Origin of the sequence: Bifidobacterium scaligerum (genome assembly GCF_002802865.1) — a bacterium.
GTDB classification, from domain to species: domain Bacteria; phylum Actinomycetota; class Actinomycetes; order Actinomycetales; family Bifidobacteriaceae; genus Bifidobacterium; species Bifidobacterium scaligerum.
In genome coordinates this window covers 286929-311377 of record NZ_PGLQ01000001.1, presented here as the reverse complement: position 1 = coordinate 311377, position 24449 = coordinate 286929, and the positions used below count along the sequence as shown (strand labels likewise).

The 24449-nt window shown below is 58.2% G+C and carries 23 protein-coding genes; 10 read left to right on the top strand and 13 right to left on the bottom strand.

Annotated features, from left to right (window positions below; genetic code table 11):
• Nucleotides 1-76: 76 nt before the first annotated feature.
• The 3 genes from CUU80_RS01245 to CUU80_RS01235 form a co-directional block, all read right to left on the bottom strand.
• On the bottom strand, nucleotides 77-2737 hold the full coding sequence (locus CUU80_RS01245; protein ID WP_100495532.1) for an ABC transporter permease: 2661 nt from the start codon (nucleotides 2735-2737) through the stop codon (nucleotides 77-79).
• A 19-nt stretch (nucleotides 2738-2756) separates the two neighbouring features.
• Nucleotides 2757-3674, bottom strand: coding sequence for an ABC transporter ATP-binding protein (locus tag CUU80_RS01240; protein WP_100495530.1), 918 nt, complete (start codon nucleotides 3672-3674; stop codon nucleotides 2757-2759).
• A gap of 415 nt (nucleotides 3675-4089) precedes the next feature.
• On the bottom strand, nucleotides 4090-5403 hold the full coding sequence (locus tag CUU80_RS01235) for an O-acetylhomoserine aminocarboxypropyltransferase/cysteine synthase family protein (protein ID WP_100494162.1): 1314 nt from the start codon (nucleotides 5401-5403) through the stop codon (nucleotides 4090-4092).
• Between the two features lie 387 nt (nucleotides 5404-5790).
• On the opposite strand from CUU80_RS01235, the gene CUU80_RS01230 reads away from it, so the two are divergent.
• Nucleotides 5791-6663: a pyridoxamine kinase gene (locus tag CUU80_RS01230; protein WP_100495528.1), complete on the top strand. Its 873-nt coding sequence runs from the start codon at nucleotides 5791-5793 to the stop codon at nucleotides 6661-6663.
• 134 nt (nucleotides 6664-6797) lie between these two features.
• Here the strand turns inward: CUU80_RS01230 and CUU80_RS01225 are convergent, their stop codons facing one another.
• From CUU80_RS01225 to CUU80_RS01210, 4 genes are read right to left on the bottom strand one after another with little or no spacing between them, the layout of a single operon-like run.
• A complete protein-coding gene (locus CUU80_RS01225; protein ID WP_100495526.1) occupies nucleotides 6798-7964 on the bottom strand; it encodes an ABC transporter permease in 1167 nt (388 codons plus the stop codon).
• On the bottom strand, nucleotides 7957-8628 hold the full coding sequence (locus tag CUU80_RS01220; RefSeq protein WP_100495524.1) for an ATP-binding cassette domain-containing protein: 672 nt from the start codon (nucleotides 8626-8628) through the stop codon (nucleotides 7957-7959). The genes CUU80_RS01225 and CUU80_RS01220 overlap by 8 nt, the downstream gene beginning before the upstream one ends.
• Before the next feature lies 1 nt (nucleotide 8629).
• Nucleotides 8630-9817 (bottom strand): hypothetical protein, encoded by a 1188-nt coding sequence (locus tag CUU80_RS01215; RefSeq protein ID WP_100495522.1) that lies wholly within the window; start codon nucleotides 9815-9817, stop codon nucleotides 8630-8632.
• A 35-nt stretch (nucleotides 9818-9852) separates the two neighbouring features.
• Nucleotides 9853-10533, bottom strand: coding sequence for a hypothetical protein (locus tag CUU80_RS01210; RefSeq protein ID WP_207760058.1), 681 nt, complete (start codon nucleotides 10531-10533; stop codon nucleotides 9853-9855).
• Between the two features lie 268 nt (nucleotides 10534-10801).
• Here CUU80_RS01210 and CUU80_RS01205 point away from each other — a divergent pair, with 268 nt between their 5' ends.
• The gene (locus CUU80_RS01205; RefSeq protein ID WP_100495519.1) at nucleotides 10802-11479 is read left to right on the top strand and encodes a hypothetical protein; all 678 of its coding nucleotides are present in this window, start codon (nucleotides 10802-10804) and stop codon (nucleotides 11477-11479) included.
• Between the two features lie 90 nt (nucleotides 11480-11569).
• Here the strand turns inward: CUU80_RS01205 and CUU80_RS01200 are convergent, their stop codons facing one another.
• The 4 genes from CUU80_RS01200 to CUU80_RS01185 are packed head-to-tail and all read right to left on the bottom strand — an operon-like array spanning nucleotide 11570 to nucleotide 14857.
• Entirely contained in the window at nucleotides 11570-12244 is a 675-nt protein-coding gene (locus CUU80_RS01200; protein WP_100495518.1) for a hypothetical protein, read from the bottom strand.
• Nucleotides 12241-12825 carry a hypothetical protein gene (locus CUU80_RS01195; protein ID WP_100495517.1) on the bottom strand — a complete coding sequence of 195 codons (585 nt, stop codon included), beginning with the start codon at nucleotides 12823-12825 and terminating at the stop codon, nucleotides 12241-12243. The genes CUU80_RS01200 and CUU80_RS01195 overlap by 4 nt, the downstream gene beginning before the upstream one ends.
• On the bottom strand, nucleotides 12822-14159 hold the full coding sequence (locus CUU80_RS01190; protein ID WP_100495516.1) for a hypothetical protein: 1338 nt from the start codon (nucleotides 14157-14159) through the stop codon (nucleotides 12822-12824). The genes CUU80_RS01195 and CUU80_RS01190 overlap by 4 nt, the downstream gene beginning before the upstream one ends.
• On the bottom strand, nucleotides 14159-14857 hold the full coding sequence (locus CUU80_RS01185) for a response regulator transcription factor (protein ID WP_165775777.1): 699 nt from the start codon (nucleotides 14855-14857) through the stop codon (nucleotides 14159-14161). Before CUU80_RS01185 ends, CUU80_RS01190 begins: the two co-directional genes overlap by 1 nt.
• Before the next feature lie 285 nt (nucleotides 14858-15142).
• Here CUU80_RS01185 and CUU80_RS01180 point away from each other — a divergent pair, with 285 nt between their 5' ends.
• The 6 genes from CUU80_RS01180 (at nucleotide 15143) to CUU80_RS01155 (ending at nucleotide 22567) form a co-directional block, all read left to right on the top strand.
• Entirely contained in the window at nucleotides 15143-15655 is a 513-nt protein-coding gene (locus CUU80_RS01180; RefSeq protein WP_243388587.1) for a YraN family protein, read from the top strand.
• A 30-nt stretch (nucleotides 15656-15685) separates the two neighbouring features.
• The gene (locus tag CUU80_RS01175; protein WP_100495513.1) at nucleotides 15686-17218 is read left to right on the top strand and encodes a YifB family Mg chelatase-like AAA ATPase; all 1533 of its coding nucleotides are present in this window, start codon (nucleotides 15686-15688) and stop codon (nucleotides 17216-17218) included.
• A complete protein-coding gene (locus CUU80_RS01170) occupies nucleotides 17215-18813 on the top strand; it encodes a DNA-processing protein DprA (RefSeq protein ID WP_100495512.1) in 1599 nt (532 codons plus the stop codon). The genes CUU80_RS01175 and CUU80_RS01170 overlap by 4 nt, the downstream gene beginning before the upstream one ends.
• A gap of 41 nt (nucleotides 18814-18854) precedes the next feature.
• Nucleotides 18855-20726 carry an FAD-dependent oxidoreductase gene (locus CUU80_RS01165; RefSeq protein WP_100495511.1) on the top strand — a complete coding sequence of 624 codons (1872 nt, stop codon included), beginning with the start codon at nucleotides 18855-18857 and terminating at the stop codon, nucleotides 20724-20726.
• A gap of 119 nt (nucleotides 20727-20845) precedes the next feature.
• A complete protein-coding gene (locus CUU80_RS01160; protein ID WP_100495510.1) occupies nucleotides 20846-21826 on the top strand; it encodes a succinate dehydrogenase/fumarate reductase iron-sulfur subunit in 981 nt (326 codons plus the stop codon).
• A gap of 75 nt (nucleotides 21827-21901) precedes the next feature.
• Nucleotides 21902-22567 (top strand): O-methyltransferase, encoded by a 666-nt coding sequence (locus CUU80_RS01155; RefSeq protein WP_100495509.1) that lies wholly within the window; start codon nucleotides 21902-21904, stop codon nucleotides 22565-22567.
• A 57-nt stretch (nucleotides 22568-22624) separates the two neighbouring features.
• On the opposite strand, the gene CUU80_RS01150 is transcribed toward CUU80_RS01155, so the two are convergent.
• Both CUU80_RS01150 and CUU80_RS01145 read right to left on the bottom strand, forming a co-directional pair.
• Nucleotides 22625-23272, bottom strand: a complete 648-nt coding sequence (locus tag CUU80_RS01150; RefSeq protein WP_100495508.1) for an Lhr family helicase — start codon at nucleotides 23270-23272, stop codon at nucleotides 22625-22627.
• Nucleotides 23273-23349: 77 nt separating this feature from the next.
• Nucleotides 23350-23781, bottom strand: coding sequence for a helix-turn-helix domain-containing protein (locus CUU80_RS01145; protein WP_100495507.1), 432 nt, complete (start codon nucleotides 23779-23781; stop codon nucleotides 23350-23352).
• 186 nt (nucleotides 23782-23967) lie between these two features.
• Between CUU80_RS01145 and CUU80_RS01140 the strand changes: the two genes are divergently transcribed.
• Entirely contained in the window at nucleotides 23968-24165 is a 198-nt protein-coding gene (locus tag CUU80_RS01140; RefSeq protein ID WP_243388586.1) for a helix-turn-helix domain-containing protein, read from the top strand.
• An 86-nt stretch (nucleotides 24166-24251) separates the two neighbouring features.
• Nucleotides 24252-24425: a hypothetical protein gene (locus CUU80_RS10725; protein WP_165775776.1), complete on the top strand. Its 174-nt coding sequence runs from the start codon at nucleotides 24252-24254 to the stop codon at nucleotides 24423-24425.
• Nucleotides 24426-24449 lie beyond the last annotated feature (24 nt).

The window sequence follows — 24449 nt, the reverse complement described above, 5'->3', positions numbered from 1 at the left end:
CAAACTGTTTGAACGAGGGATGGCCTGCGCGTCGCGTATTACGATGTGCAGGCCATCCCTTTGAACTTTACCGTCGTCAGGCTTCGGCGAGTGCCTCAACAGGCGGGGTGTTCGCGGCGCGGCGCGCGGGTAGGATACTGGCCAGAAGGGCGGCTAACGCAGCCACGGCGAGGACGGTGCCATTGATCTTCCATTCGAAGGGCATGGCGACGGTGCCGTAGAGGCTGAACACCATGTAGGAGCCGAGCCATCCAAACAGAGTGCCGATGATGACGCCGGCAAGTCCGGAGACGACGGCAAGCAGAAGTGCTTCCACGGCGAGGGATCGGCGCAGCTGGCCGCGGGTCATGCCAATAGCGCGTAGGGTGGCGGATTCGCGAGTGCGTTCGATAACGGACAGGCTGAGCGTATTGGCCACACCGATAAGCGCGATGAGTACGGCGACGGCGATGAGGCCGACGAGCAGGGCCATCATGGCGTTGATGGTGGTGTCCCACATGTTGCGCTCAGCAATGGGCCCGGTGACATTGGCGTCAGGGACGGCATTCAAGGCTTCGCGCACACCGTCGATGATGCCGCCGACACCGTTGTGATTGGCGTCGGGATTGGCGGCCATGAGAAGGATGCGCCCCTGTTCGGTCAGGTCACCGTCAGTAAAGTGATTAACCGTGACGAAGGCGACGGCATCGTAGGTGGAAGAGACTCGACGGTAATCGGCTTGGAGAACGGTGAGGTTTGGGCCGGACGTACCTGCAGCCGCGGTGGTGTCGGTGTTGGTCGTCGCGGTGCTCTCGGCAGCGATGAAATCGGCCGTATGCGTACGATCGAAATCGATATCAGCGCCACTGAGGGCACGTCGGGGCATCAGGACGTCGCGGTCTGTCAGAGTGATGCCGGTCAGGTCAGCGTGCATGACTTTCGAAAGACTGTCAAGGTCAGGGATGCCGACGAGCAGGACGCTGAGATCATGGCCTTGGTCGTCGGTGAGGTGGCGCAGGGCGGTCGGCGCGTCGAGTACGCGTTCGACGCCCTGAACATGACGCACTTGACTGGCCTGCTCTTCGGTCATGCCGGTACCGGTGGCGATCATGTCTACGCTGTAGCGGGTGGAGAGCGCGTCGGCCATGGTGGTTTTAGCGCTGGCGGCACCGGTGGCGATGGTGGAGACGAGCGTGACGCCGATAAGGAGTGCGGCACCGGTGGCGGCAACCCTGCGTGGGTTCTTTTGGATGTTGGAGTGAGCAATGACGGCACTGGGGCCGATTTTGGCGGCAAGCGCTCCGGCACCGCGCATGAGCGCTGGCATCCAGTAGACGGCAGAGACGACGAATGCGATGAACGTAAGCGCGCATCCGCCCATGGCGGCAAGCAGGACAGCAGGATAATGATCGGCACTCAGGGATTCACGTCCAATGGCGGATAGGTACATCTGCCATGCGCCGAACGCACATAGTGCGATGCCGATGGCGAACATGAGGATGGAAAGTATGGCGCGCATGCGTCCGTGACGGGCAGTCTCAGTCAGTTCAATGGGGCGTAGCGCTTCGAGCGGGGTGACGACGGTGGCGGCTCGCGCGGGGCCAAGGGATGCGATGACGGTCATGACCAGGCCGAAAGCAACGGGCACGACGACGACAGGCCAAGTCATGACGAGGCGCATGGACACGCCGGCGGTCTTCATGACATCGGTAGCGCACAGCAGGGCCATGAGCCCGATGCCGAGCGTGACGCCAAGCAAGGATGCGATGAGACCAAGGATTCCGGCTTCGCATAAGACGGAAGCGTGCAATTGACGACGGTCAGCACCGATGGTGCGCAGAAGGGCGAGTACACGTCGACGTTGGGCGACAAGCACTTGGAACGTATTGGCGATGACAAGCGCGGCGACAAGCAGGGCAAGCACGCCGAAGCTCATGAGGAACGTAGTGACAACACTGGTGCCGTTGGCACTGAGGGATTCCACGGCGAGCCGGTCGGCTTCGCTGCGGTCCACGAGTCGGCTATATCGGGGCAGGAGACGATCGATGGCGGCCGTGTCAGCTCGGGTGTCGAGGTCGAGGTAGACGGAGGTGGCGTTGACCTGATTGAAGTCGGAGACGCCGTTGACCGAAGCCATGAGATCGTCAGAAAGGATGGTGGCACCGCCGTCGTATGCGTAAGCACCGTTGGGGTCATCGGTCAGGCCCGTCACGCGCGCTTCGACATCTTCAACGAAATCTTGACTTCCGGAGGCGTTCCAACGAGAGGCGACTCGCACCGTATCCCCCACACGCAGGCCGAGCTGTTCGGCAATACCTTCAGGCAGGGCAATCTCACGGCTATCGACAGGCCGGTCACCATGCGCGACAGTCACAGGCAGCAGTTTCACCTCACCTGTGTTGATGGCGTAACTGGTGGCGTGACGGGTGCCATTGGACAAGCGGATATTGGCGGCGGTGATGGCACGTACACCTTTAACGCCGTCGATAGCGCGCATGCGGTCGAGATGATAGTCGGCAACGGTGCGTGAATATGCTTCGTTGGCCTGTGCGTCGGTGAGGTGTTCGGGCAGGTCAGGCAGGATCATCGCGTCCGCACCGGCGTAGATGGCGGTCTGCTGGCGGATGAGGGAGTCGTTCATGGCGTTGCCGAACAGGAACGTGGCGGCGATGAACGCAGTGCCGATGAGCACGGCGATGCCGGCCGGAATGAGCATCCGGACGTTTTTCTTCATGAGATTCAATGTGATGGAAAACATGTGTCTACGCTCCTGTATCTCAACGCGCGTGGCGGGCCACGGGTGCGGCGTGACGGGCACCGCCCGCCTCCGGCAGCACGTCATCGGTGATCGGCAGATGAGCCGGCCCATTCACGCCAGCGAGTCGGGCGAGCTTATCCGCGCGGGTGGAAGTGACGGCGGCACGTGTGGCACGCTCGCGTTCGGCCATCAGCAGATTGTTCATGACTTCCGCGGTAGGGTGCGATTCGTCGGCCACGATCCGTCCGTCCGCGAACACGATGGCGCGGTCTGCGTAGGAGGCGGCTACGGCATCATGAGTGACCATGACAATGGTCTGCCCCAGTTCGTTGACCGAACGCTTGAGGAAGCCAAGCACCTCAGCACTGGAGACAGAGTCAAGATTGCCGGTGGGCTCGTCGGCGAAGACCAGTTTCGGTTTAGTGATCAGAGCGCGGGCGATGGCCACACGCTGTTGTTGTCCGCCGGATAATTCGGTGGGACGGTGGTTCAGGCGCTGTTTAAGGCCCAACGTTTCCACGAGCAGGTCGAACCATGCGCGGTCCGGCTTCTCACCGGCCAAAGTGAGTGGCATAAGGATGTTCTGCTCGGCGCTGAACATGGGCAGCAGATTGAAGCTCTGGAAAATAAAACCGATCCTGTGACGGCGCAGCAGTGTGAGCTGCTTGTCGTTCATGCGGGTCAGGTCCGCGCCGTCGAAGAGAATATGCCCCGAGGTAGCGGAGTCGAGACCGGCAAGCGTATGCATGAGCGTGGATTTGCCGGAGCCGGATGGTCCCATGATGGCGGTGAACCGTCCGCGTTCGAAGCTGATATTCACGCCACGCAAAGCGTGGACGACGCTGGCTCCTGCGCCATAATCCTTAACCAAGTCAACGGCTTGAATGGCAGCACCACGCGACGCAATCACGGGTGCGGCTGAATTCTGTACGTTCATGATGTCTCTCCATAAATTGACCGAGCCTTATGCCCGGATGATGATTCCAACTTATGAAGAAACGCGAGCGCACCCCATCGTGCGCCAGACTGAATTGAACGAGTTCTCCCCCAGCGTCTCTCATCCTTCAGGATGAGAGACGACAAGAAACAGAATGCCTCAATCTTCTTCCCTTTCAGGATCGAGTTATTCCGTGTTTTTGCGAATTTGTCTCGCTGACCGCTGCTCAGCGAGACAAATTCGCGAAAACACGGAATAACGACGAGGAAGCCCGCGCTGCATGACGTCAGCGCGGGCTTCCTACTCCTTGGGTCAAGCGATCAGGTGGAAGTCACCCCATACGACTCGATGATTCGCAATGCACCCCATCAGCATCGCGCCCCTTCTCAGCGAATCGTTAGCCTTCCTGCCGATTTCACTTGGCCAAGCCGGAAGCACGGACGGCCTCGAAGCCGCCCTTGAGATCGTCGAGGATGTCCTCGATGTTCTCGGTGCCGATGGACAGGCGGATGGTGCCCTGATGGATGCCCTGATCCTCCAGCTCTTCCAGAGTCTCCTGGGAATGGGTGGTGGAAGCCGGGTGGATGACCAAGGACTTCACATCGGCCACGTTGGCCAGCAGGGAGAACAGGTGCAGGTTGTCGATGAAGACACGTGCCGCATCCTTACCGCCCTTGATGTCGAAGGTGAAGATGGAGCCGGCGCCGTTCGGGAAGTACTTCTCGTAGAGGGCGTGGTCGCGACGGCCTTCGATGGACGGGTGGGAGACGGACTCGACTTCCGGCACAGTCTGCAGGTATTCGACGACCTTCAGCGCGTTCTGGACGTGGCGCTCAACGCGCAGGGACAGGGTTTCAGTGCCCTGCAGCAGCAGGAAGGCTGCGAACGGGGACAGGGTGGCGCCGGTGTCGCGCAGCAGGATGGCGCGGATACGGGTCACGAATGCGGTGCCGCCCAGAGCCTCGTAGAAGTTCAGGCCATGGTAAGAGGGGTCCGGCTCGGTCAGGGTCGGGAACTTGCCCGGCACTTCGGCCCAGTTGAACTTGCCGCCCTCAACGACGACGCCACCGAGCGTGGTGCCGTGGCCGCCGATGAACTTGGTGGCGGATTCGACCACGACGTCGGCACCATGCTCCAGCGGGCGGAACAGGTACGGGGTGGCGAAGGTGTTGTCGACGATCACCGGCAGATGATGCTTATGAGCGATTTCGGAGATGGCTTCGAAGTCCGGCAGATCGGCGTTCGGGTTGCCGAAGGTCTCGAAGTAGACGAGCTTGGTGTTCTCCTGAATGGCATCCTCGAAGTTCTGCGGAACCTCCGGGTCGACGAAGGTGGTGGTGATGCCATCACGCGGCAGGGTGTGCTTCAGCAGGTTGAAGGTGCCGCCGTAGATGTTCTTGGAGGAGACGATGTGGTCACCGGACTGGGTGATGTTGCGCACGGCGTATTCGACGGCAGCTGCACCGGAGGCGACGGCGATGCCTGCGGTACCACCTTCGAGGGCGGCGATACGGTCTTCGAAAACACCCTGGGTGGAGTTGGTCAGACGGCCGTAGATGTTGCCCGGATCAGCAAGGCCGAAGCGAGCCTCAGCGTGATCGAAGTTGTGGAAGACGTAGGAAGTGGTGGCGTAGATCGGCACTGCGCGGGAGTCGGTGGCCGGATCGGCCTGCTCCTGGCCCACGTGCAGCTGCAGGGTTTCAAAACGGTACTTCTTGTTCTCGGCCATGATGTGCTCCTTGCTGGTTGTGCTTGGTCGCGAGGTTCTTTTCCTTGCCACCCGCCTGCCGTGTTCGGCGGTTGGCGAGGTGTTAGTTATGAAGGTACGCGCGCGGCACCGCACACCGCAAGCCACACGTTATCGGGGTTGCCTATAGACCCTTATAACACGTTGAAATCATTGGGTTTTCATGAGGTTGCCATCGGCAAATCCACAGCCGGAATCCATGCGACACGCCGACTGAAGATGCGGCCCGACCGTTTTGTACGACATGCGTTTGCAGTCCTGTCACCCGAAATGTGGATCGCGTTACATGGTCGATTCGTTGATTGGGCTACGCTCTGCACTGTTGCCTGTATTGGCACTTGGTTTGTCGATTGATGATTGGAGTAGTTCATGGCTGACGTTACGTTGTACGATCGCGATCCGTTGTACATTCCTCGTGTGGCTGCCGTGCATGATATGTGCGGCTACGGCAAGTGTTCGCTGACCGCCGCGATCCCGATTCTCTCGGCCGCAGGTTGTGATGTGTGCCCGGTGCCGACCGCTCTGTTCTCGGCTCACACCAAGTACGAGGTGTTCACCTTCCACGACACCACCGACATCCTCTCCGGATACCTTGACGCATGGCAGAAGGAGGGCGTGGATCTGGACGGCGTGTACTCCGGCTTCCTGGGTTCCCCCGATCAGGTGGCGATTATCCAGCGCCTGTACCGCGAATATCCGAAGGCTTTACGCTTGGTGGATCCGGTGATGGGTGACGCCGGTCAGATGTATCCCACGTACACGCCGGAACTGTGTGAGGCGATGGGTGCATTGGCCGACGGCGCTGATGTGCTGATGCCGAACCTCACCGAGGCTTCGATCCTCACCAAGCGTGACTACCCCGGTCAGGATCTGGATGACGCCTCAGTGACCGATCTGCTCGATGCTCTGCTCAAGCTCGGTGCCAAAAACGTGGTCTTGAAGGGCATCGACCATGGCGACGGCAAGATCGTGAACTATGTGGCCAGCGCCGAAACTGGAGCGGAGAACAAGATCGAGCTCGCGCACGACAAGCTGCCGTACATGATTCACGGCACGGGTGACGCGTTCGCTTCTGCGCTGTGCGGTGCAGTGTTGGCCGGTAAGGGTCTGGCCGAGTCCGCCGAGATTGCCGGCGAATTCGTCCGTCATGCGATGGAGAGCACCCGCCACCAGCCCAACTTTGAGGAGCGTGGCGTGAGCTTCGAACTGAACCTCGGCGAGCTTACCGCTCTGGTGAAGTAAACGCACAACAGGCGTACTTGCAACTCCCTAGTTGAATCCTGCCATCGATTCGCCTTGAACTGTTTCAGGCTACTGATCGGCCGGGTTTTATCTAGGGAGTTTTCTTATGTCATGGGCACTCGCGCAATCGTATTTCACCGGTTCTTGAAGTATTTCAGCAGGTGATTTTCCCGTGTGAGCAGCACAGCTAGGAATGTGCCAGCGAGCACGCCGAGTACCGCTGCGATGGGTACTCGCAATAAGGTGTCGGTCAGAGCTTCGGCCTCGGTAGTGTTGTCATGCAACCAGACCCATGCGAGCAGTGGGCTGGTCAGTAATATGCCGGCGATGCTCCAAGTAATCGTTTCCAGCATGATTTGCGCAAGCAACGCGGTTTTCGGTACGCCGCAATGCAATGCGGACGCCATTTCCAGTTTGCGCGTGCGCGTTGCGATGAAGCCCAACGCCAGTGCCGCTGCGAGCGCGATCCACGGCACAAAGGCAGTCAGCCTCGATGCAAACAGTGCCGCACTATCCAGCTCGCTGCCTTTGGTGGTGTTGAGCTTATAGATCTGCGGGCGCTCGGCCGCAGTCGCGCTGGCCGTGCCATCGCTGGACAAACGCAGTAATGATTCGAGATTCCTGGTCTGCGGCCACGCGCGCACCCAGCATTGGCTGAATGGCACGCTCGAATCAGCGGGGACCGGGGTCAGTGCGGCATAGGAGAAACCTGATTTTCTGCCGTCATCCGGCCAGTCGAACACACCGGCAACATCAAGATGGTGTCCATCCTTCAATGCCAGGGATTGCCCCGCTTGAGCCTGGAATGGCTCCGCCGCTTCGCGGGACAGCAACGCACCTTCCCGGCTTACGGTGGTGTTACCGGATTCCCGAGCTTTCCCGTATTGCCACTGTGTTCCGGTGGCGCTCAGCATGAATACGTCGGCGGCACCCGGCGTGATTTCATACAAAGGTACGCTGGTGGACGGCAAGACCGCGAACACCAGCTTGCTGTCCGACTGCCGCACCGCTCCGGCCGCTTCGACACCGTCCAATGAGACGAGCCGATCACAGGCTGCGCCATCGATATGATTCGGGTATTCCAATATCCAGGTTGAGCCGCCTGATGCCACATATTCATCGGTTTGCCGTTGGATGCCCGTAATAGTGAGCCAGTCGGCGCCGGCAAGCAGCATAATCAGGCATGCAAGTCCTATGGCCAGCGCACATGCATGGCTGGTGCCGGTGACGAGGTCTCGCCAAGCTTCCCCTAGCATTCCGGCCAGCCGCATATGATGTCGGCGATCATTTGCTTCATTCATGATGTTCACCGCCTCGCTCAATCGAATTGGCGTGCGTGGGCTCGTCGCTTTGCCAGTCGCGCAAATCGATCAGATCAGTGCAGGCATCACGCGTGCGGGGATCATGCGTGGCCACCACCACGATGGCGCCGCTCATCGAAAGATTGTGCAGATGCTCGTTGACAGTGGCTGCGGTGTTGAGATCCAATTGCGCGGTCGGCTCGTCAACCAGCAACAGGCCAGCATGCGAGGCGACTCCCCGGGCCAGCATCAGTCGTTGTGCCTCACCGCCTGATAAATCACGAAATGGTTTGCGGGCCAAGGCCGTCAACCCGAACGCTTCGAGCAGTTTCATCGCATGGGTTTCGGCGTCTCGCCGCCGCTCCCCTCGTGCGATGAACGGCAAGGCCACATGGTCGATGGCCGAGCGGCGCGCCACGCCATGTGGGTTCTGCAGCACCCAACACACGCGCCCGCAGTCAATTCGCTCCACCGAACCGGCTACCGGCACGACCCATCCGGCGACGATGGACAGCAATGTGGACTTGCCTGAGCCCGATGGTCCGGTCAACGCATAGACATGTTTGGGCAGCAGCGTCATCGTCAAGTGTCGGAACAGCATGTCTTCGCCGGTACGGTCGAAGCTGTGCCCCACATCGGTCAATATCACTTTCCGATCAACCATGTCACGCACCGCCTTGGGCTGTGCAGTGTTCGTTGATCTGCGGGGTCACATCCACATGGTCGAATGTCTGGTCGCCGCCGACGCTGACCATCGTCTTGCCCAGCTGTGAGGCGATGATCGACACCTGCACTGGCTTCGCGTCGACGCTGACGCAACCCGAGCCGGAAGCCGCATCATATACGGCGGACGGCGGCACACTGAGCGCGGTCAACGGCTGCTTCAGTTTCCAGTCATAGGAGACGTTTAGGGTTCCGCCGGCGGAGGCACCCGCAGCACTCGCATTCGAAGCGCCGCCGGCAGCCATTGAGCCTGACGGATCCGAACCGAGCGAAGCCATGCGGAATGCCACGGAATTATTGATTGCAGCCAGCATCGCCGCATCCGTAAGTTCCGTGGCATCGGACGGCACGTCGAATGTCTGGTCGCCGATGGTGATCACGCGCTCCCCTGCCACCAAATCAGCGGCGGCAGCCGGCAATGTGGCTTTGAGCGGGATGGCGGCCGTGGTGAACAAGTCCTGCCCGGCCGCGACTTGTCGGCCAACGGCGATGGAGGTCTGTTTGACGGTCACCGAGTCGGCGGGCAACCATACGAACCAACCGGGGTCGATGGCCCAGCCGTTCTCGCGGCTCAATTGTCGTGCGCCTACGGATTGCGCGAGTGCATTGTAGGCGGTGATGGTGTCCCACGTCATCAACTCTGAGTCCGGCGCGTTGTAGCCCAGCCTGCGCAACGCGGCATTAAGACCGGCGGCGTCCGAGCCTCGCATACCGCTGTTGAGTTCCCGATACAGCGGCACATCGGTATGCAACGCCATAACCGGTGTGGCATCGACATTGAATACCACCTGCCCGGAAGCTATTGAAGAGCCGGCACCCACGGCAATACCGGTGACTGTGCCGGCGGTCGGCGAGGCGACTACCGAGGATTCCCCTAAGCTCACGTTCAGAGCAACCGAACGCGAGTCGTCGAACTGGGTTGCCGCCACTTTCACCGTACTGGCTTCAACACTGGAGACCAGCGAGGGTGGGATTTTGGAGCGGGTCAAAAGGAACCCTGCGCTCACGCCCATGGCAAGCATCACCAGCGCCAGCAGTATCACGATGGAAATCGCCACGCCGTTGCGTGAGGCCCTGCGTTCTTTACGGGATGCCCTAGTCTTGGCCACCACCTTGCTTCCCTGAGTCATGGCACTTGCTCCCTTCGTCTTCGCTTGGGGTACCGCTATTGGTGCAACGGGTCCTGCTGGCATTGCCAGAACTGCTGTGCCTTATCGGCGTTGTAATTGGGGTTCCTGCTGCCGTCTTCGTCGTATTCCATATACATGCTGTAGAACTCGTTCCATGTGCGGGTTTTCTCCTCTATCTGCGCCTCGCCGTCCGCACTGCTGATTTCCATCGCCAGATACTCCTGTTCACTCAACGGCTTGGGTAGCAGGTCACGTTGTTTGAGACATTGATACGCCGACTTGTGAAGTGCCTCGGTGTCGAGGTTGCTTGGATTGCCCTGCATTTCGTCATATAGTGCTTCGACGGTCCACAGGTCGGTCTTTCCGGCGCATTCCGTGTTCTTCTGGTTCATCTCGTCGTCCGTCAAAGCACTCTCCCGCAAACGGGCGAGCTGGCCTTTCGTGACAACCAATCCGTATAGTGCCAGACATGCGTTTTGAGCGTCCAACATCTCATTGAGCTCCGCATCGGTGATTCGGCAATCCGATAAGATTCGTTTGGCCAAGTCGGTTTTGGATTGCTCGTAGGCGCTCTTGAATTCGTTGGCGTAGGAGCCGGTGAAATCCGGAGCTTTGCAGGTAGCTGCAGTGGGTCGCGCGGCATTGTCGTTTGATTCGGCACCTGACGGCGAACCACAGGCTGCGCACGCCGCAATCAAGGATGCGGATATCAGCACTGCAAGTGCGTATCGAGCATCGTGTTGTATATGGCCTCTGCTTGTTTCCCAACCAACCATGACGACCTCCCTGTCTCAATTCAGCATAGGTGCGATTCCTCGGAAATCATCAGACCGATGTAGTCGCGGAGATTACAGGCAGCAGTGCGCAAACGGAGCGCCGAACATACCTTGGAATCATCGGCAGGCAATGATGCCCGGATTATTCGATGACTCTTGGCCGGCAAACCGTGCCAAAGGCATACGCAACGAACGGAGAGGAGATCCCATGAAGCGAGTACTGGCACAACATATGATTGTCACGGCACTAGCAGCCGTCATGATGTGCTCAGCTGCTGCATGCAGCGGGCCATCCTTAGGCACTGCCGAGCAACCGCAAGTCGAGCCCACGTTTTCGGGCCCTTGGGCTGAGGATTTCCGCCGGAGTTACGATCAAGCCCACGAAAGCGACAGCACCTTCGCACAGGATGTACTGCGTGATGAGCAGATCACCGAAGCGGAGGCCACGGAAGTGGCGAACCGGTACCAGTCCTGCATGGCGGATGCCGGATTCGTGTATGACTATGTGAACCCGGATGGCTCCGCTCAAATGCCAACAGGCAATATGAGTGACGCCGAACAGCAGCGGTTCCATGAGCAGGACATCGTCTGTTCCAAGCAATCAGGCCAGTTTTTCATCACGCCTCTCTACAACGCGTTGGTTCAGGATCCGGATGGCGAGCTGCGCAACCGCACCCCTGAGGAGATACGGCAGGACGTGGCAGAGTGCCTGAAACGCAAGGGCGCGGTTGGTTCGGAATTCACCGCAGAAGATATTCCGATAGTCGATGCGGATGGCGAGGAGTACCTCCAGTTCAGTCAACAGTTCACCAACCCCGGTGGCAGGTACTACAGCGAACAGAATTCCGAGAGTTGGATCCAATGCAATGACGATCCGCGCAAGTAGATTGCGAGGAAGCAGACGCATTTCTTTTAGCCTCTCCTAGCGTGGGGGGAGGCTTTTCTACGCCAATGTGTCAATCACTCCCCGCATGACTTACTCGCACGCCTCAAGTTTCTGCTGGAATCCTGCATCCGCACGTTGTGTCTCATCGAACGGACCAGTGCCGTTTCTGCTGTCTCGCTCATAATCGTCGATCGAATATGATGCGCCGACTATCCCCTGCTTGATATAGCAATCGATGATGGTCTGCCTCGCATCCTTGCCATCGTTGTTCGGATTCAATTGCGCGGCGCTGGCCAGCTGCCATATGGCGTTCGCCCCATTGCGTTCGGTGCAGGCCTGAATGTCCTGATTCATGGAAGCGCCCCATGATGCCGATTCCTCTTGCTGTGCTCCCTTCGGCGGATGGATGCTCATCTCGCCCAACTCCCCCATGCTGATGGAATCCTTGCTATAGCCGAGATCACTCAAACACTGCACGACGCGATTGTTCAGCTCGGCCAATTCACTGTCCGCGATGATGCCATCCTTCAGGATGCTGGCCGCGAAATCATTGCCGTTCTGGCTCAGCTGCTCGCGGGCCTCACGCAATTCCGCCGAATAATGGGTATTGAGGTTGATGCCCTCGCTGGTTTGCGACTGGATTTGCGCAGTGTTATCGCCGTACAGCGGGTCGGTACAGGCTGATGCCGAGCATAGGATGCAGCTTGCGGCGATGGCGGCAATTATGGTTTTCGTGAATCGAGATTGACGGTAGTGCTGGCTCATTGCGCCTCCTTTGTCGACTGTTCGGTGGATTGAACATTGGCCAATGGCTCCAACCACTGGTAATCGGATTCGGTCCTGCATTGGTCGATGACATCCGATTGTTGTTGGCTATTCATCGATCCGCGAATCGATACGACACTCTCGCCGATAGCTTCACCGCTGCCATCTATGATTGTTTTAGCCTGTAGCCCATAGACGGACAGGCATTCGTTATAAGCCTTGCGTACTTTGGCAAGCTCGGCTGGCGTTACCACACCATCTTCGAGTATGCTGCGTCCGAGTTCGGTGCGTAGGTTGTTCCAGGCGGTCAACGCCTCGTATTTGTGCGAACCGGTAAATCCGGGATGTTCGCTGGTGGTGGACATTGTGCGGCTGGAATCGTTGCCCGCGTTGGTTACCACGTCGCTCCACGGCTGTGGGAGCAGCGATGCCAGCAGTACGGCGATAATGATGCCTATGGCAAGGATGATGGCAACCATCAGGTTTCGCCGGTGCCAATGACTGAAACTCAAAGCGATGCCATGCCATGCATGATGATGGCGTTGTTCATTTGATTGGTTGCTGCCGAGAATCCTGGTCATGCTGCACGCCTCTCAAGCTCTGACGAACCGGGATGTGCGGGGATGCGGGCATAGAGTATCCAATCACCGTCTTCGGTAGTGGTATTGAGTTCTCCGCCAAGGCTGCGAATCATGCGCCGATGCATGGCGAGTCCGCTGCCGTGCGGCTTGAGTGTGCCTGCCGGACTGATGCCATTGTTCTGTGCATCATTGCTTGGCATGGCCATCGGATTGGTTTCCATGATTTCGATGGCAGCTTTGCTCAAAGTGATCACGCAGCAATATTCACCGGAGTCTGGGCTCATGTGGCGGGTGATGTTGGCGGTAATCTCGCCTATGAGATTGGCGGTTTCTGTGACTACTTCGTCTGAGCAATCGTCCGACAGACTGCCGCGTGTTTCGATGGTCCCCGTGAATCCCAGATGTGTGAGTTTGGCTGTCGCTTTCTGCATTGCCGATTGCAATGTGTTCCATTGACGGGATGCTGTGCTGCTGGAGGATGAGGGTTCCGGCACAGGACTCTCGGTACGCTTCACCAATGGATTTGCGGAGGATTTCTGAGTCTTGGAATCATCGAAATCATCCAACTGCGATGGGTCAGGTGATTGCCGCTGTTCCAGCAGATCGATAACGTGATGGATTTCATCAAGTACCGACAATGCCTGATCGTTAACGAACTGCCAATCCTGACGTTCGGCGTGATGCGCCTCATCTTCACCGATGCGCCGCAATTGCCGTTGCGCAGTCAATGCGATGTACGAGAGCCCGCCGCTGGCGGAATCGTGGATGCGTGAGGCCAACCGCGTGTTGCGTTGCAAAGTGTCCAGCTGCCATTGTTTGCGCTCCAAAACCAATGCCTGTTCACGAATCTCGTCGCGCTGTTTGCGCCACCGGAATGACATGCCCGCCATCGTGGCGAGTGTGAACATGCCGATGTAGTTGACCATGCCGATCCATGTGGCGGAAAGTGCATTGAAGGTGTTCAAGGCCACCGGCACGCATTCGGCCATCGTGACTGTAAGCAACGCGGCCATCGCCACGGGGATTGCGCTGTCATAGCCGATAATCGCGAGCGCCAGATATGCCGCCCAGAGCGGGTTCGGACCGGATAGGTCGAGTACGAACAGTCTGGCCACCACAGTGACGATAATCAGCCATCCGGAGATTCTGGGAATGAATGGCGAGAGCACGATGGCGATAACCGATAGTCCTGAAAACAGGAAATTCAACGGATAGATAGGCGGTATCACCGACCATTCCACCAAGGTGGCGATGAGCGTGAAGGCCGCAATGGCGATGCGGAACCAGTGCATCCGAATCCAGTGGGTCGCATTCGCGGTGGGCTTGCCGTTCATCACTCCCCCTCTGATGCGCCAGTCCACAAGGCTACGGCCGCACCGCGAGAGGTGACGCCGAGCTTATGGATGGCACGGGTGAGATAGGTTTTGGCGGTGGAGGCATTGACCTGCATTTCAGCGGCGATCTGTTCGGTGGATAACCCTCTGGAACACAGGTTCATGGCTTCGGCTTCACGGTCGGAAAGCAGGAATTGTCGCGGCATGCGGTGGCTACTCAATCGGGTGTGCGCTTGGGCTGCGGTCTCGAAGCCTTCGCCCCATGTGCCGCCGGCGGCGACGGTGCGAATCGCTTCGATGATGGGCGTCTCCACCGATTTGGGCACGATGCCTTGCGCTCCGGCTGCGGCGGCTTTGCCTGAATATACGGCGAGTGAGAATGAGGTGACCGCCAGAATCTTGACGCGTGCGGTTTTGATGCGAATGGTCTTGCACACCACGAGTCCGGAGAGTTCGTCCATCGACATGTCGGTCAGAAGCACATTGGGGCTTTGACGTGCATCGAGGCAACGGGCGACCGCATCCCTGCCTGATGTGGTTTTCCAGATGATGCGGGCCTCAGGCATAAGTTCGCTGATGGAGCGTTCAAGGAAGGCGAGCGAGAAAGCATCATTATCCACGAGTCCGATGGTGACGATGGGACGTATCGGCTGCCAAGCCTGTAGGCTATCCGGTCGCCTATCAGGATTGTATGTCACCCTACTGCCTGCCGTTTGATCGGATACTCGCTCTCGACCGTCCATGATGCTCGCCCCTTGCAGCTTCGATGCCACCCCTTCTAACCGATACCGTAGCATCAGCGCAAACGACGGTATAACCGGTGTTGTCATCCATAGGATTACAACAATGCATACCGTCTTAACAATCGGTGGATAACCGGCATTCCATCCACACACCATCCACAACACTCCGAACTACGTCACTGGATCCACATTGGTCGATTCCGCTTGTGCGACACACGTGTCGTATCGCACAGTTGAGCCATGAGTACTGCTACATCGACGAAGATGCGCCAAGCACAGGAAACCGTTCATACACCTGTTGGTCGGGATTTTTGCCAACCGGCTTTTGCTGCGCAGCCCACTTCGGAAGCCCCATCGATCGAGAAACTTGCGGACCGGTTGGAGGATCGTTCACTGTCGCCCAAACAGTTCGGCGCTCTTGGCGAGGAATACGCTGCCGCATGGCTGCAAACACAAGGATGGATCGTATTGAGTCGCAACTGGCATACGCGTTACGGAGAACTGGATATCGTGATGCTCACCCCGGAACTCACGGTGGTGTTCGTGGAAGTGAAATCCCGGCGCACCATGCAATATGGTACACCGCAGGAAGCCGTCACGCACAGCAAACAGCTCAACCTACGCCGAGCCGCTTGCGAATGGCTACTAGACCGACGCAACCGTGTATCTCATCACCATGTTCGATTCGATGTGATCACCATCGCACTCGGCATGGAGCATCCGACGATCCACCACATCGTCGATGCATTCTGACCGCATGATTGTTCACGAAAGGAGTCCGCCATGGCAATAGGCAGCGCATTATCCGTCGGTTTGATCGGATTGAGAGCTTTTGTTATTCAGGTTCAGGCCTTCGTCAGCAACGGTTTGCCGTATTTCTCCATCATCGGGCTTCCTGACGCCTCGCTTGCTGAAGCTCGCGAACGAGTGCGGTCAGCGTGCCAAGCCGCGGGATTCAGCTGGCCTCAAACCCGCGTAACCGTGAATATGAGCCCCGCCGCCATGCCGAAACGGGGGTCTTCGCATGATCTGGCCATCGCCGCAAGCGTATTATGCGCATCCGGCAGCATAGGGCATAACAGTCTGGAAGATACGATTGTGCTCGGAGAAGTCAACCTCGATGGATCCGTGCTGCCGATTCACGGTTTGTTGCCGATTATGCTGCACGCACAATCACATGGCATACACAAAATGATTATCCCCTACCGCAATCTTGAGGAATCCAACATGCTGGACGGATTGGATGTGATCGGCATCCGTCATGTGGGAGAACTCATAGAGCTGATGGGCGGCCAAGCCTCCTACACCATAGCGGATACGCAACTGTCAGACGAGAACCCTGAACTATCATCCTGCGGCAAAAACATCGACGCCAATGACATGGCTGAAGTGCTGGGGCAGGATCATGCCAAATGGGCGCTGCAGGTCGCTGCCGCCGGAGGCCACAACCTCATCATGACCGGCCCGCCGGGGGCAGGTAAAACCATGTTGGCCGCACGATTGCCCGGCATCATGTGTCCGCTTGCCGAATCGGAACAGCTGGAGGTGGCGTCCATCCGTTCTCTATGCGGCACCTTACCGCAATACGGCATCACCGATCTTCCTCCGTTCGAGGCCCCACATCATACGGCAACCACCGCCGCGCTGGTTGGCGGAGGAAGCGGAATCGCTACGCCCGGAGCCATCACCAGAGCACATCGCGGAATCCTGTTCCTAGATGAGGCACCCGAGTTCAGCGCACGGTCTCTACAGACTTTGCGTGAGCCTTTGGAATCAGGATACGTGTCATTGTCCAGATCGAAAGGAAGTACCTATTATCCCGCTTCCTTCCAACTGGTCATGGCAGCCAACCCCTGCCCATGCGGCTACTATTACGGCACCGGCGAGCGATGCAGCTGCCGGGAGAAGGACCGCATCAGATATTTTTCACGCCTCTCCGGCCCCATTCTGGACCGTATCGATATTCAACTGTCAGTGCCGCCGGTCTCGCGTATCGCCGTGGCCAACGAGCCGCCCGGAGAAACCAGCGCCGCAATCCGTCAGCGGGTTGCGCATGCACGGAATATCGCCAAAGACCGTTTCCGCAAACAAGGCTGGACTTGCAACGCCCAAGCGTCCGGCACCTGGCTTCATGCCAATACATCGCTGAAGGCCATGGAGCTCGTCAATCAGGCGCTTGCCTCGCATCGAATCACCTTGCGGGGCGCAGACCGAGCCATGCGGCTCGCCTGGACCTTCGCCGACCTAGCCGGCCGCACCGCCCCCTCCACGCAAGACATCCATCAAGGCATCGAAATGAGAACGAGGATGACATGACCAGCTGTACGGAACACCCTGTTACGGAGTCGGCACATATCAATACCGTAACGCCGCCTTCTCGGGAAGCGCTCCATCGCGCTGCGCTCACCTTTTGTTTGGACGGTTCGGACGTCCGTATGTTCGCCACGCTTAAAGGTGCCCCTAATGCCGAAGCGTTATGGCACATATTGGAAGAGTCGCATCCCGACCGCTCGGACACTTCCCGCGAACCGGCACTGATGCAGTTGGATCGCATGTTCGCGCAAGGACTTGTTCGTTGGGGCCGCAAAGCTTCCTTGGAAGCGATGTGCTCATTCCGCCGCACAGTGGCTGCTTGGCATAATCGCATGTCGAATCTGCCATCACATAACATCACGCAATTGGCCGATTGGTTTACGCTGGACGGTACGCAGCATCTCATCGCCCCCAGTCATCCTTGCTGGCCTGCCCAGCTTAATGATCTGTCAATCCGGGCAGATTGGGCACCTCCATTATGCCTATGGATCAAAGGCAATCCCGCAGCCTTGGTCAGTTGCCCGAAACCGATTGGCATAGTCGGCTCACGTGATGTAACCGAATACGGCCGATACATTGCCGGCAGCGTGGCCGGACGTGCTGCCGCCGGAGGGCATCTGGTGGTGTCCGGAGGAGCCATGGGAACGGACGCCGCAGCGCACTGGGGCGCATTGAACGCGACTCTCGGCAAGTCATCGCAGCATACCGGCACCACAGTCGCCGTGTTCGCCGGGGGCCTCAACCATATCGGCCCCGCCCGCAACCACACTCTTTTCGAACGTATCGAGGAGCAACACGGAGCGCTGATCAGCGAATTGTGTCCGGACACCATTCCGGAAGCCCGTCGTTTTCTGTTGCGCAACCGCATCATTGCAGCGATGTCCAGCACACTGGTTGTGGCACAGGCAAGACTCCGTTCCGGCGCGCTGAATACGGCTGGCTGGGCGTGCGAACTCATGCGCGAAGTGTATGCCGCGCCCGGCAACATCAATCTGCCAGACAATGCCGGCTGTAATAAGATCATCGACGATCATCAAGCCATGATGCTGCGCTCCCTATCCGATATCGAAGAGATATGGCATGAAGCACATCCCCCATATACGCCGCAGCCATCTTCGGTCGGAAACGATGCGATTGCGAATATCATCACCGAAGATTCCTCTATGAGACAAACAATCTCGATACCATCAGACGGGACTTCCACCGTGCAGACTTCTGATATGGCGACTTCCGGCACCGAAGCAAATCGCTGCAGACCAGATCAGCGAGATGCAGTTCAACGCGAACCGACACGACGGGAATCTGCTCGCAGTATGCCGGATCTTCGCGAAACGTCTCGCGGCCAGACGCAACAGCAAGCTGAAATTAAAGTCCGCGACCTGCCGGAGATGGATCAGTTGATGGTGGCACTGATGCGCAAGTGCAGCAACAAGCATCTCAATGTCACACCGGACGCGCTTTTGCGCGAAGCACGACAATTCGCCCCGGACGATATCCCGGATATCAGCGCAGTGCTTGAGTTGCTTGGCGGCCTTGAGCTTCGCGGCATAGTGGAGCGAAAGGCGGGAATATTCAAACTCAGTTCGCATGTGCGATAACGACTTCGGCCCTGTTCGCCGGGTGTGCGAGAATCGAATTCATGAGTCCGAAACGTTTGGAAGATATGTACGATGCGGTTATCGTCGGTGCCGGAGCAGCCGGTCTGTCCGCGGCACTGGGACTGTTGCGTTCCCCCGAAATCATGGATCTGAAGGAGCAGGGCGTCGAGCCAAAAATCCTCGTGGTCTCCAAATTACAGCCACTGCGCTCGCATACCGGTTCTGCGGAAGGCGGCATTGCAGCAAGCCTCGGCAACATCGAGACTGACGATTGGCATTGGCATTATTACGACACCATCAAGGGTGGCGATTGGCTCGTCGATCAGGATGCCGCAAAACTGCTTGCCGAATATGCGCCGGAAACCGTCATCAATCTGGAACGTCAAGGCGTGGCGTTCTCCCGCACTGAAGACGGACATATCTCGCAACGACGCTTCGGTGGCCATACCCGTGATTTCGGCGGATCGCCAGTCAAGCGTGCCGCATATGCCGCCGATCGTATTGGCCATCAGATTCTGCACACCCTTTGGCAGCAGTGCGTAGCCCAAGGCGTAGCATTCGCCGAAGAATGGTATGTAACCGATCTGGTGTTGGATGAAAACGGTAACCGAGTCGCCGGCATCGTGGCGTTGGACACTCACTCTGGCAAAACGCAGGCCGTTCATGCACGCAACGTGCTGATTGCCACAGGTGGTGCAGGGCGCCTGTTCCACACCACCTCCAACTCCTGGGATCTCACCGGCGATGGCATGGCATTGGTGCTCGATGCCGGACTACAGTTGGAAGACATCGAATTCGTGCAATTCCATCCGACCGGACTGGCGCATACTGGCATCCTGCTTTCGGAGGCCGCTCGCGCCGAAGGCGGTATCTTAAGAAATGCCGACGGCGAACCGTTTATGGAACGTTATGCTCCCGAGCATAAGGATTTGGCCGCCCGAGACGTGGTATCCCGTTCTATTATGGCGGAAATCGACGCCGGTCGAGGCGTACCCGATCCTAAAGACCCAGATGGTCCGAAGGACTGCGTATGGCTGGATATGACTGGAATCGCTCCTGAACGCATGGCCGAAGCCCTTCCCCAAGTGGTTGAGACCATCGAACAATATGCAAACCTCGACCCCGTCAAGGATTGGGTGCCGATCAAGCCGACTGCGCATTACACGATGGGCGGTATCCCCATCACCACTGACGGTGAAGTATACCGGTGGAGCGATGGACGTCGCGCACTTGTCGATGGCTTGTTCGCCGCCGGCGAGTGTTCCTGCGTATCGGTGCATGGCGCCAATCGTCTCGGCGGCAACTCATTGCTCGACGCATGCCTGTTCGGCACCCGTGCCGGCCGCACACTTGCCGCACGTATCGCAGACAATCCGGTGGACTCCCCCATGGCAGACGAATCAGCCGATGAATCACTGGTCAACGCAGCCGATCAGGCTGCGGCACGACGCAGTGACGAGCTGAATGATCTGCTCAACGGGTCAGCACCGGCCGCAGCAACTGATACGGATTACGGCATTACCAATCCATACCAACTTATGGCCCGACTCGGCTCGGTCATGGATCGTGCGCTTGCCGTCCGATGCAGCGCCGGCACCATCGATGCCGCTCTGTCCACAATCGTCGAACAGCTGGAGCCCGCAGCCAAAGCACTGCATGCCCATGACAGCACCGCCGCGTTCAATCAGGAGATTACCGCTATCTGGGAGGTAAGGCATCTCATCGAACTCGCAAAAGTCATGCTGAAGGCCAGCGAAGCGCGTCAGGAATCACGCGGCTCTCTGAAGCGTCTTGATTTCCCAGAGCGTGACGACGAACATTTCCTGGCGCATTCCATGATTGCCACCGATGGCGCAGTTGCCTTGCAACCGGTAGTTATCACTGACTATCCGCCCAAGAAGCGCGAATACTGAGCACCGAACCAGGCGACTTTTCGTAGCAAAATCGCAGTGTCCCGCTCCGCCCAGAGTTTGTGGCACAATAGGTTGGCTAATATTGAACACGATGTTGACTGTTTCATGGAGGCAGATTGATGGCTGAGGCGAACAACACGACGGTTACCTTGCAGGTGCATCGTTTCACGCCGCGCGCCGAACGCGCCGAACGCGCACGAGGGGGCAGCCCGTTCGCCCGTAAAAGCTCCCCGTTTGCAGGAGGCTCGGATTCTGCAACGCGCCGCCGTCCACGCGGCAAGCAGTGGGTGCAAGAGTATACGATTCCCGCTCGGCCGGAAGACACGGTGCTTGATTGTCTCTTGGCCGTCAAACGCACGGTGGATCCCACGTTGGCTTTCCGTTACTCGTGCGGACACGGCATGTGCGGGTCAGACGCCGTATCGATCAACGGCACCCCAACGTTGTTATGTACGGCCACCATTCGTGATTGGGTCAAGAAACCCATCGATCTGCCGCAAGTGGACGACGAAGGATTCCGTCATATCGGCAGTGGAGCCGAAGACGCCATTAACGGTATGGGCGAGCATGAAGACGACGGTTCTCTTCAATCCGAACAGTCCAAACCGACTGGAGAGAACAGTTCGCTTGGTGTCATCGAACTAGCTGCCCTTCCCGGTTTTCCTCCACAACGCGATCTGATCGCCGATATCGATCCGATGCTCAATCAAATCAGGAAGCTTACCCCGTACCTTGAGGCGGATGGCGTGCTGGCTACTACCAGTGAAGGCAAAGTAGATGCTTATGAGTACCTGCAGCATCCCGAACAGTTGGCCAAATACGAAACACTGAGCAACTGCATTGCATGCGGCGTATGTGAAGGTGCCTGCCCGGTGTTCGCAGGCGGCGATGCATTCATCGGTCCGGCCGCTTTGATCTGGGCCTCTCGGTTCGTCAATGATTCACGCGACGTCAAAGCCATGGAACGTATGGACGCTATCGACACCGCGGATGGTGTGGCGGCATGTCAGTCAGTGCGCGCATGCTCCCGGCACTGCCCGCGCGGTATCGATGTGGGCGAGGAAATGTGGCAAATCGTTGCCAAGGTGCGAGAACGCTGAGGCTTCGTACATTCATTAGCGCATATAAGAATCGGCGAAGTAGCCGAAGACGGCCAGAGGGAAGGAAAGCAGGTTATGGACAGGTCGCAGTATACGAATATCGCCAAGGCTTGGGAATTCACCGAAACACACGCACGAGAGCTTGAATCCAATGCATTGTCCGATGCCCGCATCGCTGCGGATGAATCCGGTCAACTTCAGGGTTCGGCTGCTCAGGCTCGCTTACTTGGTATGTTGGTGCGAATGACCGGAGCATCATCGGTAATTGTCGTCGGCACAGGTTCATTGGTCGAAACGTTGCACATCGCCGAATCGTTGGATGGTAAAGGATTGCTCACCGCCGTCGATTCCACGGCACAGGGCATTATGTTGATTCGTAAGGCATTCGCTTCCCTGCAGGATTCCACGGACACTACGTTGCGCGCGGTGAATGCACCTGCCCGCATCTTCTTGCCTCGACTGAACGCCAATGACTACGACCTGATTGTTGTGGCGGGCGATGCCGACAACTATGCCGCCACTTTCGCTCAAGCCTCCCGTCTGCTGCGCGATCGAGGTGTCATAGTCTTCACTGATGCGCTGGCACTGAATTCGGAACATGGTGGCATGCTCAATGCCGCTGACCGTAGCGCCAAAGCCGTGGCCATGCGTGAACTGTTGGCTGCGGTGGAGTCGGACGAACAGTTCGATTCCACGCTCACGCCGGATGGTACTGGCTTGCTTATCGCCGTCAAGCGATAAGCAAGACTCCCACTGCATTGCCGTGCTTCACACCTGTCATCTCGTCCTACATCTTGTCTAGTACAGACGCATTCCCTGAGGTACGGGAGTGAATCCTGCTTGATGAAGCAACCGCGCCAATGGGTGACGGGAGTTCAACGGTTCACCATTCACATCCGAGAGGGTAATTGTCCCGGACTCATGCCGTTGCAGAGTGTATGCTAGTTCGGCAATGGCATGACGCAACCGGTCATCTGCTGCATCCGGCGAAACCGCATCGGATTGTGCGGAATGCTCATCGTTCCCGTTGCCAGTCAGTGATTGCTCGAATACGATCAAATGCTTGGATTTAACCGTCGCATATATTACAGGCCCGCATGCATCCAACGTCACTAGAGCTCCGGCCCGTCTGACCGGCTTGACAGCATTGGGAGCGACAGATGGCCATGCAATCGCCGAACCAGACAGATTCGCCGGATCAAGTACGCTTAATGTCACCGCCGATCGACCATGATGTTCCGATGGATGTCGTAAAGCATCCACGGTCTCACGCTCAGCGAACTGCGCCGCTCCAAATCCACGGACGAACATGCCACGCACGAGTTTGCCGTGTTCTTCCATTCGCCTCAGCACCGGGTACAGCGCCGAATATCCCCCTGAAACGTTCTCCTGGTCAACCAATGGCTGAGCGATAATGCCATAACGGTCCAACAGCGCTTCCACCATGGCAAAGACACACTCAGCTCGTACCTGTGTGGGTATCGGAGAAACTGTCGATGTTTCCAACCCGATACCGCCGTGTCTTACTGGGGGTACTCACCGGCTCCGGGTTCCACGAGGTATCGTGGCCCGGAGTCTTTTGTTTCCAACGGTTTCAGGCCGCCAGCTTGGCCTTCAGTTGCTCGCACAGGAAACCCGGCGGTGGCCACTGCCACCAAAGATGCACCTCCGTTACTGCTCATTCCGCGCATCATCTGCTCGTACATCGACGCATCCAGCAGGGAGAGCGGGGGGACGTTGAGGAATTCCGCCACTGCGGCGATGTCCTGGATGGTCCAGGAAGTCTTGCCGGTCATCTTCGCGGACACGGCGCCCCTCTTCAGCCCCAGCGCCGCGCAAAGTGACTGCTGGGTCATCCCGCGGCCGGTCAGCTGCATGTTGACGTTCCAGATGAATACCCTCTGCAGGTAGTCGCCGAGTCCATTGGATTCGGGCAATGGTTCGATTTTTGCCATATCAAGTCCTTTCAGATTGGAGTTGTCCAATATCGATGGACATAATCCTACAACAATGATTTGCTGCTGTGCAAGTTTCTTGATATATTGTCTATTGTGAATGGACTGACGGCAAAAATAATGGATTCTCCGATGCGTCGCTATATGACGGCGGCGGGTCTGAGCTGCCGAGACCTCGCGAGGGAGATGGGTACGTCCAAATCCTCGGTCGCGGGAAAGGTCAACGGCTCGATACCGTGGCAGCAGTCCGACCTGATCTGGCTGGCCATTCACCGAAACCTGTCCCCCGGGTATGTGCTCGGCATCGACGCCTATCTCACGGATGGCGGGTGGAAACCCGAAACGAGAATCCCCGGACCGGCTGGAACCCGGCGCGGGGATTGAACGGCAACAACCATGGAGCCGCGGGCGCGCATATCCGCCAAGATCAGACGCCCGTCGTTCCGATTCCCCGAAGGAGGGTCATCGCCATGACCGATTCTACCAATACCGCCGGCATTCGCCCGGCATCCGTCTTCGAGCCTAATCGCCAGCGCGACGCCGCGCGGCGGACGACGCGGGCCGGCGGCAAAGTCGATCTGCGCATCGCGAAGGCGCATGTGCTGTCCATGCTCGCCCACCCGTCCCGGGGCTCGCGCCGCTGAGGCGCGCGTCCGCGGACCGTTTCC

Excerpts from the sequence above, each read along its gene's own strand:
- CUU80_RS01245 (WP_100495532.1), bottom strand. The coding sequence starts at position 2,737 with ATGTTTTCCATCACATTGAATCTCATGAAGAAAAACGTCCGGATGCTC.
- CUU80_RS01240 (WP_100495530.1), bottom strand. The coding sequence starts at position 3,674 with ATGAACGTACAGAATTCAGCCGCACCCGTGATTGCGTCGCGTGGTGCT.
- CUU80_RS01235 (WP_100494162.1), bottom strand. The coding sequence starts at position 5,403 with ATGGCCGAGAACAAGAAGTACCGTTTTGAAACCCTGCAGCTGCACGTG.
- CUU80_RS01230 (WP_100495528.1), top strand. The coding sequence starts at position 5,791 with ATGGCTGACGTTACGTTGTACGATCGCGATCCGTTGTACATTCCTCGT.
- CUU80_RS01225 (WP_100495526.1), bottom strand. The coding sequence starts at position 7,964 with ATGAATGAAGCAAATGATCGCCGACATCATATGCGGCTGGCCGGAATG.
- CUU80_RS01220 (WP_100495524.1), bottom strand. The coding sequence starts at position 8,628 with ATGGTTGATCGGAAAGTGATATTGACCGATGTGGGGCACAGCTTCGAC.
- CUU80_RS01215 (WP_100495522.1), bottom strand. The coding sequence starts at position 9,817 with ATGACTCAGGGAAGCAAGGTGGTGGCCAAGACTAGGGCATCCCGTAAA.
- CUU80_RS01205 (WP_100495519.1), top strand. The coding sequence starts at position 10,802 with ATGAAGCGAGTACTGGCACAACATATGATTGTCACGGCACTAGCAGCC.
- CUU80_RS01200 (WP_100495518.1), bottom strand. The coding sequence starts at position 12,244 with ATGAGCCAGCACTACCGTCAATCTCGATTCACGAAAACCATAATTGCC.
- CUU80_RS01195 (WP_100495517.1), bottom strand. The coding sequence starts at position 12,825 with ATGACCAGGATTCTCGGCAGCAACCAATCAAATGAACAACGCCATCAT.
- CUU80_RS01190 (WP_100495516.1), bottom strand. The coding sequence starts at position 14,159 with ATGAACGGCAAGCCCACCGCGAATGCGACCCACTGGATTCGGATGCAC.
- CUU80_RS01180 (WP_243388587.1), top strand. The coding sequence starts at position 15,143 with ATGAGTACTGCTACATCGACGAAGATGCGCCAAGCACAGGAAACCGTT.
- CUU80_RS01175 (WP_100495513.1), top strand. The coding sequence starts at position 15,686 with ATGGCAATAGGCAGCGCATTATCCGTCGGTTTGATCGGATTGAGAGCT.
- CUU80_RS01170 (WP_100495512.1), top strand. The coding sequence starts at position 17,215 with ATGACCAGCTGTACGGAACACCCTGTTACGGAGTCGGCACATATCAAT.
- CUU80_RS01165 (WP_100495511.1), top strand. The coding sequence starts at position 18,855 with ATGAGTCCGAAACGTTTGGAAGATATGTACGATGCGGTTATCGTCGGT.
- CUU80_RS01160 (WP_100495510.1), top strand. The coding sequence starts at position 20,846 with ATGGCTGAGGCGAACAACACGACGGTTACCTTGCAGGTGCATCGTTTC.
- CUU80_RS01155 (WP_100495509.1), top strand. The coding sequence starts at position 21,902 with ATGGACAGGTCGCAGTATACGAATATCGCCAAGGCTTGGGAATTCACC.
- CUU80_RS01150 (WP_100495508.1), bottom strand. The coding sequence starts at position 23,272 with ATGGTGGAAGCGCTGTTGGACCGTTATGGCATTATCGCTCAGCCATTG.
- CUU80_RS01145 (WP_100495507.1), bottom strand. The coding sequence starts at position 23,781 with ATGGCAAAAATCGAACCATTGCCCGAATCCAATGGACTCGGCGACTAC.
- CUU80_RS01140 (WP_243388586.1), top strand. The coding sequence starts at position 23,968 with ATGGGTACGTCCAAATCCTCGGTCGCGGGAAAGGTCAACGGCTCGATA.
- CUU80_RS10725 (WP_165775776.1), top strand. The coding sequence starts at position 24,252 with ATGACCGATTCTACCAATACCGCCGGCATTCGCCCGGCATCCGTCTTC.